Genomic DNA, 15,369 nt, shown 5'->3' on the forward strand with positions numbered 1-15,369 from the left:
GCCGCGTTTAGCCACTTCGCTACCCCTCCACATATGGAATTGATAAAGAAAAAACAGTGCCGGCAAGAGGACTTGAACCCCCAACCTACTGATTACAAGTCAGTTGCTCTACCAGTTGAGCTACACCGGCATATGGTGGAGGATGACGGGCTCGAACCGCCGACCCTCTGCTTGTAAGGCAGATGCTCTCCCAGCTGAGCTAATCCTCCACATCATGGTGACCCGTACGGGATTCGAACCCGTGTTACCGCCGTGAAAGGGCGGTGTCTTAACCGCTTGACCAACGGGCCAGTTTGTCAAGTTTGTTGTTTCCGTGAAGCTGACAAAAGTTATTATATACAGGTTGTCCCCCTTTTGTAAAGGGGATTTTTATTTTTTTTATTTTCTAACTATTTACTCCCTATTCGTTCAACAATTTGACTGAAATATAATTTCAATATTCAAATATAATATTGAAATTTCATATCATACTCAATATACTGAAAATGAAGAAATAAGGAGGTATGTCACATGCAGCCATCTCAACTGCGTTCTTTGACAACAGAATCAAGAAACCCCAACACAATGGGAATTTCTCAAGCAGATCCGCTTGAAATACTCCAGATGATCAATGAAGAAGATATGAAGGTCGCTCAAGCAGTCAACCTTGTACTTCCACATGTCAAAACAGCAAGTGACTTTGCTTATGAATCCATCTCAAATGGAGGCAGACTCATTTATTTAGGCGCCGGAACAAGCGGCAGAATTGGCGTAATGGATGCTGTCGAATGTCCCCCAACCTATAGCGTCTCACCTGATGTCATTGTTGGCATCATGGCAGGCGGAGACTCAGCTTTTTCTCAAGCTGCCGAAGATGTGGAAGACAGTGAAGAAGCCGGCAAACAGGATTTAGTACACATCCACCTGACATCAAAAGATACAGTCGTCGGTATTGCCGCAAGCGGCAGGACACCTTATATCATCGGCGCTTTAAACTATGCAAAGTCGATTGGAGCTAAAACAGTAGCACTCAGCTGCAATGAACAAGCAGAAATTAGCGAGCTTGCAGATTGCGCCATTGAGGTCATTGTAGGACCAGAAGCCATCACTGGGTCAACAAGAATGAAAGCAGCATCCACTCATAAAATGATTTTAAATATGCTTTCCACGTCTGTCATGATTAGACAAGGCAAAGTATATGAAAACCTGATGGTTGATGTAAAAGTCAGCAATCATAAATTAAAAGAACGCGCCATCACCATCATTCAACATGTGACAAACGCTTCCTACGAACAAGCCGTGAAGACTCTTGAAGCAGCAGACTTAGAAGTCAAAACGGCCATCGTCATGCTCCAAACAAACACAGACAAGAAAACAGCCAAAGATTTACTCAACAAAACGAATGGCCACATCGACAAAGCGATCTCACGTTATCAATCCTAAAGGAGGCAGAGCTCATGTCAGCAGGTGGACTTACCCTACTACACACAATCAAATCAAAGCTTCCCCAATCTGAAAAAATCATTGCAGACTATATCCTTGCCCATCCTGACAAAGTCATTAAAAGTACAGTACACGAAATCAGTCAGGCAGCCGGCGCAAGCAGCTCTGCAGTCATCCGCCTTTGTAAATCTCTCGGGCTGGATGGCTATCACGATTTAAAAATGCGGATCGCTGGAGACTTGATGCATGACGATAAACAAGGCTACAGAGATATCGAACAAGATGAACCGCTTCAATCCATTATTCAAAAAACAGCAGGAAACTCGATTCAATCGATTAAGGACACCGCTTCTATTTTAAATGCAGATGCTTTAGAAAAGGCTGTTCAATTACTGCTGCATGCAAACCAAATTCATTTTATCGGTGTTGGTGCATCTGGCATCGTCGCAGCTGATGCCCAGCAGAAATTTCTCAGAATTAACTATGCAGCGACAGCCTTCACTGACATGCACATTGCATCTACGGTCATTGCAAATGCGGGAGAGAATGACATTGTGTTTGGTATCTCCTTTTCAGGAGAAACGTTAGACATCATTCAAGCCCTTCAGCTTGCAAAAGACAACCAAGTGAAAACCATTGCTTTAACACATCCAGGTCATACAAGCGTTTCTGCTTTATGTGATGTTCACCTATCGACGTCCGGTTCCAATGAAGCACCTTTTCGCAGTGCTGCCACTTCCTCTAGAATGGCACAGCTCTACTTAATTGATGTCTTGTTCCTCAGTTTAGCTTCTCGTCAATATGAAGAGACAGCCCAATATATTGACAAGACAAGGCATGCCATCCGCTCCATGAAACGAAAATCAAAGGGGGATTCAACATGAGTCATCAAAAGAAATATCAGCAGTTGGCGAAAGACATTCTTTCACTCTGTGGTGGTTCTGAAAATATCTCTTCCCATACACATTGTATGACAAGGCTCCGAATTACACCGATGGACAATGAAAAAGTTCACGTCACAGCAATCAAAGAACTCGATGGCGTCATTGGCGTCGTCGAAGCAGAAACGCTTCAAATCATTTTAGGCACTGGCGTTGTCAACCAAGTATCAAGTGCGTTTGAAGAGCTGCTAAATGCCTCTGGCTCTTATGATTTAAACAACGAAGCACAAAAAAACAAGCAAGCCATTTCACAAAAGAACCGCACACCGTTCAAGCTGTTCTTACGTCGGATTGCCAGCATTTTCATTCCAATTATTCCGGCACTAGTTGCCTCAGGTCTGATTACCGGAATAACAAAAGCAATCGTGCAAGCAGGCTGGCTTGACGAAAAATCTCAAGCTGCGATTATTTTAACGGTTATCGGTTCTGGACTTTTCGCTTATCTCGGGATATTAGTCGGAACAAATGCCGCAAAGGAATTTGGAGGCTCTCCTGCATTAGGCGCATTAGCTGGTATCCTCATTATTAACCCAGCCTCCGCAGACATTATGTTATTTGGCACAAATATTCTACCAGGCAGAGGCGGACTCATCGGTGTTCTTCTAGCCGCCATCTTTATGGCACTTGTGGAAACCCGAATTAGACGCTTCGTCCCGCAATCACTTGATATCATCGTCACACCAACCATCACACTGCTCATTACAGGTATTTTCACGTACGTTGTCTTCATGCCAGTCGGCGGATTTATATCTGATGCCATCACCTCAGGACTGACTTATCTATTGAATATGGGCGGAATTTTCGCAGGATTTGTTCTTGGTGCTACCTTCCTCCCACTTGTTGTAACAGGACTTCACCAAGGGCTGACACCGATTCATATGGAACTCATCAATTCAATTGGAGATGACCCGCTTCTGCCAATTCTCGCTATGGGCGGTGCAGGACAGGTCGGCGCTGCATTCGCCATTTATATGAAAACAAAAAAGAAAAAGCTCAAAAGAGCCATCGCTGGCGGACTTCCTTCAGGGATGCTGGGCATTGGCGAACCACTCATTTTCGGTGTCACACTCCCGCTGGGACGACCATTTCTCACCGCTTGTCTTGGTGCAGGAATCGGCGGCGCATTTCAAGCCTACTTCCAAATTGCGACGAAAGCCATCGGGGTATCCGGTCTTCCATTAACCTTTATTGTTAACACACATCAAATGCTTCTTTACTTAATTGGACTATTTATCGCATATGTTGCTGGATTTTTCTTCACATACTTATTTGGATTTCATGATGATATGGCTGTTGAATTCGAGGATCACAATCAATAAGGAGGTTTAGACCTTGAAGAAATGTTTTCTTTTGATCACATGTCTGCTCATGCTCCTTGGGTTACCAGTACAAACATTTGCAACTAGCTCCCATCCTGTATCGTCTTTGTCTAAAACAGCACCTGAAGAATATCCCGTTTTAAAAAAAGCAAAACGACCGGAACAAGTAGGTGTTTCTTCCAGGCAGCTGAGGAAGGTTGATCAAATGATTCAAAATGACATCAAAGCAGGATTTCCAGGAGCCGCTCTCATCATTATCAAGGACGGAAGAATCGTCCATCAAAAAGCCTATGGCTACCGGCAAAAATACGATGGCACAACAGAGCTCAAATCGTATAAAAAAATGAAAAAGGATACACTATTCGATCTGGCATCCAATACAAAAATGTATGCGACCAACTATGCCCTGCAAAAGCTTGTCTACGAGAAAAAACTTGATGTCAACGAAAAAATACAGACCATCCTTCCAGATTTTCAGGATGAACCTGATGCAAAAGTAACCGGTAAAGACCAGCTCAGGGTAAAAGATCTTCTCACCCATTCTGCGGGTCTCCCTTCCAGTGTCTTATTTTATAGCAAAGAAACAGCTGGCTCTTTTTATTCTCAAGACAGAAAAACAACGATGAAATGGCTGCCAAAGATACCGCTGCAATACAAGCCAGGTACCCAGCACATTTATAGTGACATTGATTACATGCTGCTAGGCATGATCATCGAGAAGAAAACAGGCATGCCTCTTGATCAATATGTCGAGTCAACGATTTATCGGCCGCTAGGTCTCAAACATACAATGTTCAATCCGCTGCAAAAAGGGTTCAAGCCGAAGCATTTTGCAGCAACTGAACGTTTAGGCAATTCACGAGACGGTGTCATCGATTTTGAAAACATCCGACGGTACACCCTGCTAGGTGAAGTACACGACGAGAAAGCATATTACTCAATGGCAGGTATCTCCGGCCACGCTGGACTTTTCTCGAATACCTCAGATATGGCCGTGCTGCTTCAGCTGATGCTTAATAAAGGAGGCTATGGAAAAACAACCATCTTTGATCAGGCTTCTATCGATCTCTTTACAGCCTCATCTGATACGAACCCAACTTACGGGCTAGGCTGGCGAAAAAACGGTCATACTGACATGGAATGGATGTTTGGAAAATATGCAAGTAACGAAGCCTATGGGCATACTGGCTGGACCGGCACCATGACGTTGATTGATCCTAAACACAATTTAGGTGTCGTGTTGCTGACGAATAAGAAACATTCACCCGTTGTTTCACCAGAAACAAATCCTAATCAATTTGAAGGCGACCTGTTCCCAACTGGTACTTATGGAAGCATCATGACCGCAATCTACGAATCTTTTCAGTAAAAGGAGGAATTCGATGTTGAAAGCTCTCTTCCCCGCTGCACTGGTTTTAGCCCTGCTAACCTCTTCCATTCCAACGGAAAAGGTTAGCTCTGCCTCTCTGCCAACCGCTAAACAAATGGTTCAAGACATGTCACTGGATGAAAAGATAGGTCAAATGCTCATGCCGGACTTTCGCAACTGGCAAACAAAAGATGAATCCGCACCTACAGGCTTCACAAAGATGAATAACGAAGTATCTCACCTTGTAGAAAAATATCATCTAGGCGGTGTCATCTTATTTGCCGAGAATGTCGTTGATACAAAACAAACCGTGAAACTCACCCATGAATTTCAAAAAGCATCACCAAACATTCCTTTACTCATTTCCATTGATCAAGAAGGCGGAATCGTCACAAGGTTACAAAAGGGAACACATTTCCCAGGAAATATGTCGATTGGTGCCTCTAGAAGCAAAAAAAATGCATATGACACAGGAAAAATCATCGGAAAAGAATTAAACGCCTTAGGCATCAATACAAACTTCTCTCCTGTGCTTGATGTGAATAATAACCCAAACAACCCCGTCATTGGTGTCCGTTCCTTTAGCTCTGATCCTGCTCTTGTCTCTATACTTGGCCTTCAAACCATGAAAGGACTTCAAAAGGAAAAGACCATTTCCACACTAAAACATTTCCCGGGACATGGTGATACTGCCGTCGATAGTCACTACGGCTTGCCGCTCGTAGAGCATGACCTAGATCGTTTAAAAAAGGTTGAGCTGTATCCGTTCCAACAAGCGATCAATGCTGGTGCAGATATGGTCATGACCGCTCATGTGCAATTTCCTGCCATTGATGACACAACGTATCGAAGCAAAAAAGATGGCGAGGACATCATGGTTCCAGCAACCTTATCAAAAAAAGTCATCACACACTTATTAAAAGAAGAGATGGGCTTTCAAGGTGTTGTTGTGACAGACGCTCTAAATATGAAAGCGATTGCAGATAATTTCGGACAGGAAGAAGCCGTCGTGATGGCCATTAAAGCAGGCGTCGACATCGCTCTCATGCCAGCACCAGTCACCTCATTAAAAACAGAGAAAAACCTAGAGAATGTATTCAATGCTGTCAAACAAGCGATTTTAAAGAAAGAGATTCCGATGTCGCAGATCAACGAATCTGTCGAAAAAAATCTTCAATTGAAAATCAAACGCGGCATTATTTCCTCCAAAAAACCAATCAATCTTGAGAAAAAAATCAAAAAAGCCACTCAAGTCGTTGGGAAAAAGTCGCACCTTAAAGCAGAACAAAAAATGGCACGTGAAGGGATCACCCTGCTTAAAAACAACAAAAAAACCTTACCTTTCAAGCCTAAAAAGAATGACAAAATCGTGGTCATGGCACCTTACGAAGATCAGACAAAAGCAATGTCTGTCACAGTCGAATCTCTCATGAAACAAAAAAAGATCAAGTCTGTAAGCATCCAGTCATATGCTTTTGCGGATAAAACGTTCACCAAAGATACAGCCAAACTGATTCAAGAAGCTGACTATGTCATCACTGGCTCTTACGTTGTCCAAAATGATCCAGCAGTGAATGATGGCGTAATTGATGACAATGTCCAGGATCCGAAAAAATGGGCAACCGCCTTCCCTCGTGCTGTCATGAAAGAAGCAGCAGCACAAAACAAAAAAATGGTCATCATGAGTCTTAGAAATCCTTATGATGCGGCAAATTTTGAAGAAGCCGATGCCTTACTAGCTGTGTACGGTTTTAAAGGCTACTCAAACGGACAATTCAATCAGCCAAATATTCCTGCTGGACTAGAAGTGATATTTGGAGCTGCATCACCTAAAGGGAAACTGCCAGTTGATATCCCATCTGTCACTCATCCAAATCAAACCCTTTACCCATTCGGCTATGGCCTCAACTTGAAAGGGAAACAGATCAAATAGGAGGGATTCTCTTGAAGAAAACAGTCAGTTTCATACTCGCAAGCTTTCTCATGATGAGCACATTGACCGCTGCCTCTCCCGCAGAAGAACGAACAGTCACAAAAGGGAAAAAAGCATCAGTCAAAACAGGGATCGAAACACTACTCTCAAGCAATCTTTCATGGCTAAAAGGGAAAAGAGTTGGTCTCATTACAAACCCGACTGGCATCGATGCAAATATGAAAAGCAGTGTCGATCTCCTATTTGAACATCCAAATATCAAGCTCACTGCTTTATATGGACCTGAACACGGCGTACGCGGCGATGCACAAGCAGGAGAAGGCGTCGAATCCTATACCGATGAAAAAACAGGGCTTCCTGTTTACTCTCTTTATGGAAAAACAAGAAAACCAACTCCTGAAATGCTGAAAAATGTAGATGTCCTGCTGTTTGATATTCAAGACGTTGGTACTCGTTATTACACCTATATTTACACGATGGCCTATGCGATGGAAGCCGCTAAAGAAAACAACATTCCCTTTGTTGTCCTAGACCGCCCAAATCCCATTGGCGGACTAAAAGTAGAAGGACCTGTTTTAGAGCCTGAACACGCCTCATTTGTAGGGCTCTATCCCATCCCATTAAGACATGGAATGACTACTGGTGAGCTTGCAAAACTGTTTAACAAAGAGTTTCATATCAATGCTGATGTAACAGTCATCAAAATGAAAAATTGGAAGCGGTCCATGACATTCGATGATACAAAGCTGCCGTTCGTCCTTCCTTCTCCTAACATGCCAACAGTGGATAGTACCTTTGTATATCCTGCCACAGGATTAATTGAAGGCACAAATGTCTCTGAAGGCAGAGGAACGACAAAACCATTCGAGCTCATTGGTGCACCATATATCAATAGCAGCGAGCTGGCAGATCATTTAAATAAGCTAAAACTAAAAGGCGTTCAATTTAGACCTGTGTCATTCACCCCCACATTTTCTAAACATGCCGGTACACTATCTCATGGTGTGCAGTTATATGTCACAGACCGCTCATCCTTCGAAGCGGTGAAAACGGGGTTATCCATCATCAAAGAAATACATGATTTATACCCTAATGACTTTGAGTTCCTTCAAACAGGCAGCTTTGACAAACTCATCGGGAATGGCTGGATGAAAGAAGAAATCAATAAAGGAACTTCCGTCAAACATATGATGAAACGCTATCATCACGACCTCAAAACATTCGAAAAGAAACGAAAAAAATATCTCATCTATTAAATCACAGAAAAAACCTCCATCTATCAAAGGATGGAGGTTTTTTCATGAGAAAGATTTGGTCACAGCAGGTGCTTTCAGCTCAAAACGATTGAGTAAGAAACCAAACAAGGCAGCAAGCACTTGCTGAAACAGCATGCCAATCACCACAGGAACAGCGACAGCAGGCGGGAAAAAGCTAATGGCAAGCACAGCCCCCGCACTAATGTTTCTCATACCGCCCGTATACACGATAGCCACAATCTCTCCTTGAGTACATTTCATCGTCTTTCCAATCAACCATGCAAACGCATATCCGCTCATCGCAATGAGAAACACAGTCGCTGCCTTGCTAAAAAATGCGGCATCCAGTTCACGCAAGTATGGCGCAACAACAGAGCTGTTGATCGACACCACTACAAACAAGCCTATTTTTGAAAAAGGTGACAGTGTCTGACTAATCATTTTTGTCACAGCAGGCTTTGCATATTGACGAACGAGCATCCCTAAAATAGATGGAAGCACCACCATCCCAAACAGCCCTTTCATGATCGCGACCATGTCCATATGAACCTGTGTACCGGCCAAAAGTGACAAACTGGCTGGCACAATCAATGGCGAAAGCAATGTATCAATTAAAATAATGGATAACGTTAACCCAACATTCCCCTTATACATTGCCGCCCATATTAAACTAGAAACTCCTGTGGGAATCACCATTGCAAGTGTCAAACCGGTGATCGTCATAGCATCACCCGCAAATATGAGATGTCCCGCTGACCAAGCATAAAGAGGCATCAACACGTGCAAAATCATAAACGATAAAATCAAAGGCAATGGGTGCATCACTGTATGCTTTAAAGCCGAAAAAGTAGAAGACAAACTCCCTGCAAAGGTCATAACAGCAAAAACCCATGGCACCAAAAACGTAAAATCCTTTAAATAGGCCGCCAATAAAACACCGAGTAACACACTAAAAGGTGTAATGAGCGGCATCATCCGGCCGAGTACTTGATTCAAACGCACAAGCATGCCGGCCACCTCCATCCCTTCACTTTCTTACCTTTTCTATTGTAACAGACAGAAAGGCCTTTTTAAGAACCACTCACCTGTTTCATAAGCTTTTGACTTGATGTATCCATTCCAACTACGTCCACCTGGACGCCATTTGCTTGATACCTTTCCTTTATACGTTCTATCGCTGATACACCTGATTCATCCCATATACGTGCTTCAGACAAATCAATCACAACAGATTGGAGTTCTTTCCCCTGATGGAAAGCTTGGATCAAGTCAGTGACAGAAGCAAAGAAAATTTGTCCTTTAACTCGATATTCCCAAGTACCTGCCTGGCTTTCTTTAGACGTAATATGAAGCTTCGATATCTTTGCGACAAAGAATACCGCACTAAGCAGTACACCTGCAAAAACGCCTTTTGATAAATCATGAGTCAACACCACCGTCACGACCGTGACAACCATCACAATAGAATCTGTTTTCGGATTCTTTTTTAGCTGCTGAAAGGAACTCCAATCAAATGTGCCAATGGAAACCATGAACATCACAGCCACAAGAGCAGCCATCGGAATTTGAACCACGACATCACCTAGTACAAAAATCAGCACCATTAAAAAAGCACCCGCTACAAAGGTAGAAAGCCGGCCTCGTCCTCCTGCCTTCGTATTAATCACAGATTGGCCAATCATCGCACAACCAGCCATACCGCCAAAGAATCCCGCAACCACATTGGCAATCCCTTGACCTCTCGCTTCCTTGTTCTTATTACTAGACGTCTCTGTCATATCATCGACAATCTGTGCGGTTAAAAGAGACTCAAGTAAACCAACCATCGCAAGTGCTAAAGAATAAGGAAAAATGATAGCAAGTGTTTCCCAGCTAAACGGAACTTGAGGAATCAGAAAAACAGGCAAAGAACTAGGAAGCTCTCCCATATCTCCAACTGTTCTAACATCAATATGTCCAAATACAGCCAATATCGTCATTACAATAATGGCAATGAGTGGGGAAGGTATCACCTTTATCACCATAGGCAATAAATAAATGATCAGCAGGGCACCACCTGTCATCATATACATGGCTAATGATTCCCCAACGAAATGTGGAAGCTGAGCCATGAAGATCATAATAGCCAACGCATTGACAAAGCCAACCATGACGGACCTCGGAATAAATTTCATCAAACGAGATACTCGGCACAATCCGAACACAATTTGAATCAAACCCGTCAAAATCGTAGCTGCAAACAAATATTGCAACCCATGATCAGCAACCAAGTGAACCATGACGAGAGCCATAGCCCCTGTTGCAGCCGAAATCATGCCTGGGCGTCCACCAACAAACGAAATCACAATCGCAATACAAAACGATGCATACAACCCGACTTTCGGATCAACGCCCGCAATAATCGAAAACGCAATGGCTTCAGGAATTAAAGCCAGTGCGACTAATATACCCGCAAGAACGTCCTGACGTACATGTCCAAACCATTCTTGCTTTACAAATAAATCTTTCAAACCATCTACTCCTTTTTATATACATTCCGTACATGGAAAAAGAAGATCAACTATACCTGGAGATGAAGAAAGGAAAAACAAACGATACTTCACTTTCGGGGGAAAAGAGGAACGTACAGAGTCTTTTGATATAGAGGATAGCACTTTAGTAAGAATAAAAGAAAGAGACTGAAGAATCAAGATCAAAAAGAAGGAGATAAGTAAAAAAGCGATGCAACAATGCTGTGCAAGCCGTTTTATTCGCTTTCCTAAAGTCATCAGTCTACTGATCATCGAGCAGTTCAATATATATGTAAACAAACAAAAAAAGCCTTCTCATCATCGAGAAACCTTGTCATATCAACATATAGAGGAAAGCTTCCAAGCGGGCTCGAACCGCTGACCTCTTCCTTACCATGGAAGTGCTCTACCTACTGAGCTATGGAAGCATGGCTCCGCAGGTAGGACTCGAACCTACGACGAATAAAAAATGCTGGTGTATATTCTATAAAAATGGTGACCCGTACGGGATTCGAACCCGTGTTACCGCCGTGAAAGGGCGGTGTCTTAACCGCTTGACCAACGGGCCCTTTATTATGTAAATTGTGGCGGAGAGCAAGGGATTCGAACCCTTGAGACGGGGTTACCGCCTACACGATTTCCAATCGTGCTCCTTCGGCCACTCGGACAGCTCTCCAAATTGGCTCCGCAGGTAGGATTCGAACCTACGACCGATCGGTTAACAGCCGATAGCTCTACCACTGAGCTACTGCGGAATGAAGAAAGCCTGGCGATGTCCTACTCTCACAGGGGGAAACCCCCAACTATAAAGTAACTTCTTCCATTGGAAGGATATAAACAAAAAGCTTGGCGGCGTCCTACTCTCACAGGGGGAAACCCCCAACTACCATCGGCGCTGAAGAGCTTAACTTCCGTGTTCGGTATGGGAACGGGTGTGACCTCTTCGCCATCATCACCAGACAATTTAGTGACAAAAGATATTATACTATGTATTGAAAATAAATCAAGAGATATTTTAAAAATGTTCTCTCAAAACTAGATAACAATGTTCAAATAAGACATGTTTCATTATATCTATGCCAGAAAAATGTGTCAAGAATTTTTAAGTGTTTCATTCCTGTCTCATTAGCGACGGCTTTTATAATTTAACATATACTAATATAACAGTCAAGCCTTTCTTCCTTCCTTTTTGTTTTCTGTTTAGACATGACAGAAAGACCCCGACCTCTAATTGAAAGACCAAGGCCTCCTTGCTGCTGCGCTCTTTATGGGTTCATGACAGCTTATACTTCCGCATCCACTTGTAAAAGGTGCTTCTTGGCACGCCTGCTGACCTCGCTGCTTCTGACACATGGCCCTTCGTTTTGTGAAGTGCGTCTATCACTGTTTGCTTTTGAATGCGTTCCCTAAGCGTGAGTTCTTTTGGATTCTCGGTATACTCTGGTAGATGCAGCTTCTGCTTTTTCTGATCCATCGCCTCTAATACCGCCGCATATTGCGATTCACCAATCCATCCTCCTTTAGGAAACAGTACCCTTATATGTTCAAACAGATTAAAAAGCTCTCGTATGTTTCCTGGCCAATGGTACGCTTCAAGCTTACGAAAAAATGATTCAGGAAATGCTGCATTCCATTGGTGTTTCTTTTGGTAGTAACGATATAAATCAACAATGTCTTCTTTTCTTTCCCTAAGCGGCGGGATGTTGATTGGATAGACATGAAGACGGTAATACAAATCTTCTCGTATTTTATCTTCCTTCAACAGTTCGTTCATATTCCGGTGTGTCGCTGTAATGATTCTAATATCCAAAGGGATTTCGTGTGTCCCGCCGAGCGGTACGACTTTCCTTTCTTCAATGACCCTAAGAAGCGCCACTTGCATCGCATAAGGGATTTCTCCAATTTCGTCTAAAAAGAGCGTTCCTTTTTGCGCCTGTTCAAACTTCCCCTTTGCTCCATGACGTTTTGCCCCTGTAAAAGCCCCTTCAGCATAACCAAATAGTTCGCTTTCTAACAGGCTTTCAGGTATGGCTCCACAATTAACGGCAATAAACGGTCCTTCATGTCTTTCACTAGCTAAGTGAATCGCTCGAGCGGCCAGTTCTTTCCCTGTACCTGTTTCTCCCCAAATATAGACATTTGCATCTGTTTGTGCTGCTCGTTTTATTTTGCTGAGCGTCTGTTGAAATACCGTACTTGTTCCAGATTCCCCGGGAAATTGAGCAAAAGAAACGGTTATATTGCTCTTCGCTGCTTCTTCAAACGAAAAAGACATCCCAAGCATCTTTCCGTCCTGCTCTGACTGAATGATCTGCTTGTCTCGTGTAACAAATGTATCGTCCATGAGCAGCTCAACATCCATTCCGTACCAGTCTGAAAATCGGTCTCTAATCGGCTTACTTGCCAAAACAATCTGCTTTTTCTCATTACAGACAACATACGGCTCGTCCGCTTCTACCTGCTGGAGACAATGACTGATCAGCTCCATCTCTTTTCTTTTTTGCTGGACCTGAATTTCTCTCTCTATGGCATATGCAACTGTTGAAGCCATTCCAAGCATAAAAGGATGCCTTTGATCCGCCATACAGGAGATATCAATGACTCCTATGATCGTGCCGTCTGCATCACGAATAGGGGCCGCTGAACAACTCCAATGGTGGGAAGCGACTGAAAAATGCTCAGTTCCGTTGATCGCTACAGCTTCCCCAATGACCAGTGCCGTTCCAATAGCGTTCGTCCCCACATCGGCTTCGGTCCAGCGCGCGCCCTCCATAAAATTTATTTTTTTCGCTTCTACCAGCGTCCTTTGGCTTCCTGTCAGACTTAGCACATAACCATCTGCATCGATGAGTAAAGCCATCATGTCAGATTCTTTTAATTGCTGACTGATTTTATTTAAGTAAGGAAGAGCGGCATTTAGAAATAGTGAGTACTTCTTTTTTTGAACACTGAATAATTCCTTTTCTAAAAACGACTGTCCTTTATCTAAATACGGGTTCACATTTGCCTGTTTACATCTGTGCCATGACTCCATCACTCTCTTATCCAGACGAGATCTATCAAGCAAACCTTCATGAACAAAACGTTTCCAAGTATTTAAATAACAAGGCGTCGGATTCATTCCATCCTCTCCTCTGGGGGCTTTTTATCCATTATAGATAATTATAAAAGCGCTTTCAATTATTGGCTGACCCAGGAAGTCAATCGGATAGAAGGTTTCTCTATCAGCAGTGCACCGCTCGTCCATTTGTTTGCAGCAAGGCTTCGTGTATCGCCTCAGAGAGTGTCGGATGTGCCGCAATAAACTGCTCTAATGTATCAGCTGTCAACTCTGTATGCATCATCACCGCCGCTTGTCCAATCAGTTCTGTGGCATTCGGTCCGATGATGGATACACCTAAAATTTCTTGATATTGCGGTTCGACAATGACCTTTACTTGACCAGCTGGCTGATTTAAAATTAGTGCTTTTCCATTTGCAGAGAATGCAAATTTCCCTATCCGAATCTCCCCATATTGTTTTCTAGCATTCTCTTCATTTAAACCGACACTAGCGATTTCTGGAGACGTGTAGATGCACCTTGGAATCACGTGTTCATTGACCTTTACATCTTCCCCTGATGCATGTGATGCCGCAATCGTTCCTTCATGAAAAGCAGCATGAGCAAGCTGAACGCCGCCTGTCACATCACCGCACGCATAGATATGCGGGAGATTGGTTTGCATATGCTCATTCACGCAGATGCCGTTCCTGTCAAATTCAATGCCGATCTGCTCAAGATTCAGCTCTTCCAGCCTCGGCTTTCTGCCAATGGCGACTAAACAATGATCGGACTGGATTTCACAGCGCTCCCCATGATCCTTCTCAACGGCCACTTTTTTTGAGCTTGCATCAAGCTGTTTGACTGCTGCTGATGTCAAAATCTCTACACCTGCTTTTTGAAGCTGATCGTGAAGACAGTTAGCTGTATCGTGATCTTCTTCAGGTAAAATGTGTGCTGCCTGTTCCACCATGACAACCTTTGATCCCATTCTGCTAAAGATGCTTGCAAACTCACAGCCGATCACCCCTCCACCAATGATACAAAGCGAATCTGGTATTGAAGGGAGCGTCATGGCATCCTTACTATCAATGATCCACTCTCTATCAAATGGGGCGAAAGGTAAAGCAGCAGGTTCTGATCCCGTAGCAATAATGAATTGTTTGGCTTGAATGATTTCAGATTTCCCTTCACTTTCTATCAATAGCTCATGAGCTGAAAGAAATGATGCTTTCCCATTTAACACGCTGATTTTGTTTTTATTCATCAAATAACGAACGCCATCAGTCAGCTGCTTGACGACTGACCGCTTCCGCTTTTGAACGGCATCCCAATGAATAACAGGCTCCTTTTCTGAAAGCTCAATTCCAAAATGTCCAGCTGATTTCACATGCTCGTACATATCGGCGCTTTGCAAAAGTGCTTTCGTTGGAATACAGCCTTCATTCAGGCAGGTACCTCCTAACTGGCCTTGGTCGATTAATACAACCTCTCTGCCAAAACGGGCGGCTGTTATTGCCGCCACATATCCTGCTGGCCCGCCTCCTATAATGACAAGCGTCATTCAATTCACCTTCTT

General features: G+C 43.4%; 10 protein-coding genes, 7 tRNA genes and 1 rRNA gene. 6 read left to right on the plus strand and 12 right to left on the minus strand.

Going from position 1 to position 15,369, the window contains the following annotated elements:
* Positions 1-57: 57 nt before the first annotated feature.
* The 3 genes from BA81_RS17230 to BA81_RS17240 form a co-directional block, all read right to left on the minus strand.
* Positions 58-130, minus strand: a tRNA-Thr gene (locus BA81_RS17230).
* Positions 131-133: 3 nt separating this feature from the next.
* Positions 134-209, minus strand: a tRNA-Val gene (locus BA81_RS17235).
* Between the two features lie 6 nt (positions 210-215).
* Positions 216-290: transfer RNA gene (locus tag BA81_RS17240), tRNA-Glu, on the minus strand.
* 220 nt (positions 291-510) lie between these two features.
* Here BA81_RS17240 and murQ point away from each other — a divergent pair.
* From murQ to BA81_RS17270, 6 genes are read left to right on the plus strand one after another with little or no spacing between them, the layout of a single operon-like run.
* Positions 511-1,422: an N-acetylmuramic acid 6-phosphate etherase gene (murQ, locus tag BA81_RS17245; protein WP_034283918.1), complete on the plus strand. Its 912-nt coding sequence runs from the start codon at positions 511-513 to the stop codon at positions 1,420-1,422.
* A gap of 14 nt (positions 1,423-1,436) precedes the next feature.
* Positions 1,437-2,306, plus strand: coding sequence for a MurR/RpiR family transcriptional regulator (locus BA81_RS17250; RefSeq protein ID WP_034283920.1), 870 nt, complete (start codon positions 1,437-1,439; stop codon positions 2,304-2,306).
* A complete protein-coding gene (locus tag BA81_RS17255) occupies positions 2,303-3,682 on the plus strand; it encodes a PTS transporter subunit EIIC (RefSeq protein ID WP_034283921.1) in 1,380 nt (459 codons plus the stop codon). Before BA81_RS17250 ends, BA81_RS17255 begins: the two co-directional genes overlap by 4 nt.
* A gap of 13 nt (positions 3,683-3,695) precedes the next feature.
* Positions 3,696-5,051: a penicillin binding protein PBP4B gene (pbp4b, locus tag BA81_RS17260; protein ID WP_034283923.1), complete on the plus strand. Its 1,356-nt coding sequence runs from the start codon at positions 3,696-3,698 to the stop codon at positions 5,049-5,051.
* A 13-nt stretch (positions 5,052-5,064) separates the two neighbouring features.
* Positions 5,065-6,984 (plus strand): glycoside hydrolase family 3 protein, encoded by a 1,920-nt coding sequence (locus BA81_RS17265; RefSeq protein ID WP_034283924.1) that lies wholly within the window; start codon positions 5,065-5,067, stop codon positions 6,982-6,984.
* Between the two features lie 11 nt (positions 6,985-6,995).
* The gene (locus BA81_RS17270; protein WP_034283926.1) at positions 6,996-8,240 is read left to right on the plus strand and encodes an exo-beta-N-acetylmuramidase NamZ family protein; all 1,245 of its coding nucleotides are present in this window, start codon (positions 6,996-6,998) and stop codon (positions 8,238-8,240) included.
* Positions 8,241-8,282: 42 nt separating this feature from the next.
* Here BA81_RS17270 and BA81_RS17275 read toward each other — a convergent pair whose 3' ends face one another.
* The 9 genes from BA81_RS17275 to lpdA all read right to left on the minus strand — a co-directional run bounded on the left by BA81_RS17275 (position 8,283) and on the right by lpdA (position 15,354).
* Positions 8,283-9,248: a bile acid:sodium symporter family protein gene (locus BA81_RS17275; RefSeq protein WP_034283929.1), complete on the minus strand. Its 966-nt coding sequence runs from the start codon at positions 9,246-9,248 to the stop codon at positions 8,283-8,285.
* Positions 9,249-9,310: 62 nt separating this feature from the next.
* Positions 9,311-10,750, minus strand: coding sequence for a SulP family inorganic anion transporter (locus tag BA81_RS17280; RefSeq protein ID WP_034283931.1), 1,440 nt, complete (start codon positions 10,748-10,750; stop codon positions 9,311-9,313).
* A gap of 355 nt (positions 10,751-11,105) precedes the next feature.
* Positions 11,106-11,178: transfer RNA gene (locus tag BA81_RS17285), tRNA-Thr, on the minus strand.
* A gap of 65 nt (positions 11,179-11,243) precedes the next feature.
* Positions 11,244-11,318, minus strand: a tRNA-Glu gene (locus BA81_RS17290).
* 17 nt (positions 11,319-11,335) lie between these two features.
* Positions 11,336-11,426 (minus strand) — tRNA-Ser (locus BA81_RS17295).
* Positions 11,427-11,430: 4 nt separating this feature from the next.
* Positions 11,431-11,505: transfer RNA gene (locus BA81_RS17300), tRNA-Asn, on the minus strand.
* An 89-nt stretch (positions 11,506-11,594) separates the two neighbouring features.
* Positions 11,595-11,710: ribosomal RNA gene (gene rrf, locus BA81_RS17305) — 5S ribosomal RNA — on the minus strand.
* A 313-nt stretch (positions 11,711-12,023) separates the two neighbouring features.
* Positions 12,024-13,871 carry a sigma-54-dependent Fis family transcriptional regulator gene (locus tag BA81_RS17310; RefSeq protein WP_024427386.1) on the minus strand — a complete coding sequence of 616 codons (1,848 nt, stop codon included), beginning with the start codon at positions 13,869-13,871 and terminating at the stop codon, positions 12,024-12,026.
* 103 nt (positions 13,872-13,974) lie between these two features.
* Positions 13,975-15,354 carry a dihydrolipoyl dehydrogenase gene (gene lpdA, locus BA81_RS17315; protein WP_034283934.1) on the minus strand — a complete coding sequence of 460 codons (1,380 nt, stop codon included), beginning with the start codon at positions 15,352-15,354 and terminating at the stop codon, positions 13,975-13,977.
* Positions 15,355-15,369 lie beyond the last annotated feature (15 nt).

This window comes from Bacillus safensis FO-36b (assembly GCF_000691165.1).
Classification (GTDB): domain Bacteria; phylum Bacillota; class Bacilli; order Bacillales; family Bacillaceae; genus Bacillus; species Bacillus safensis.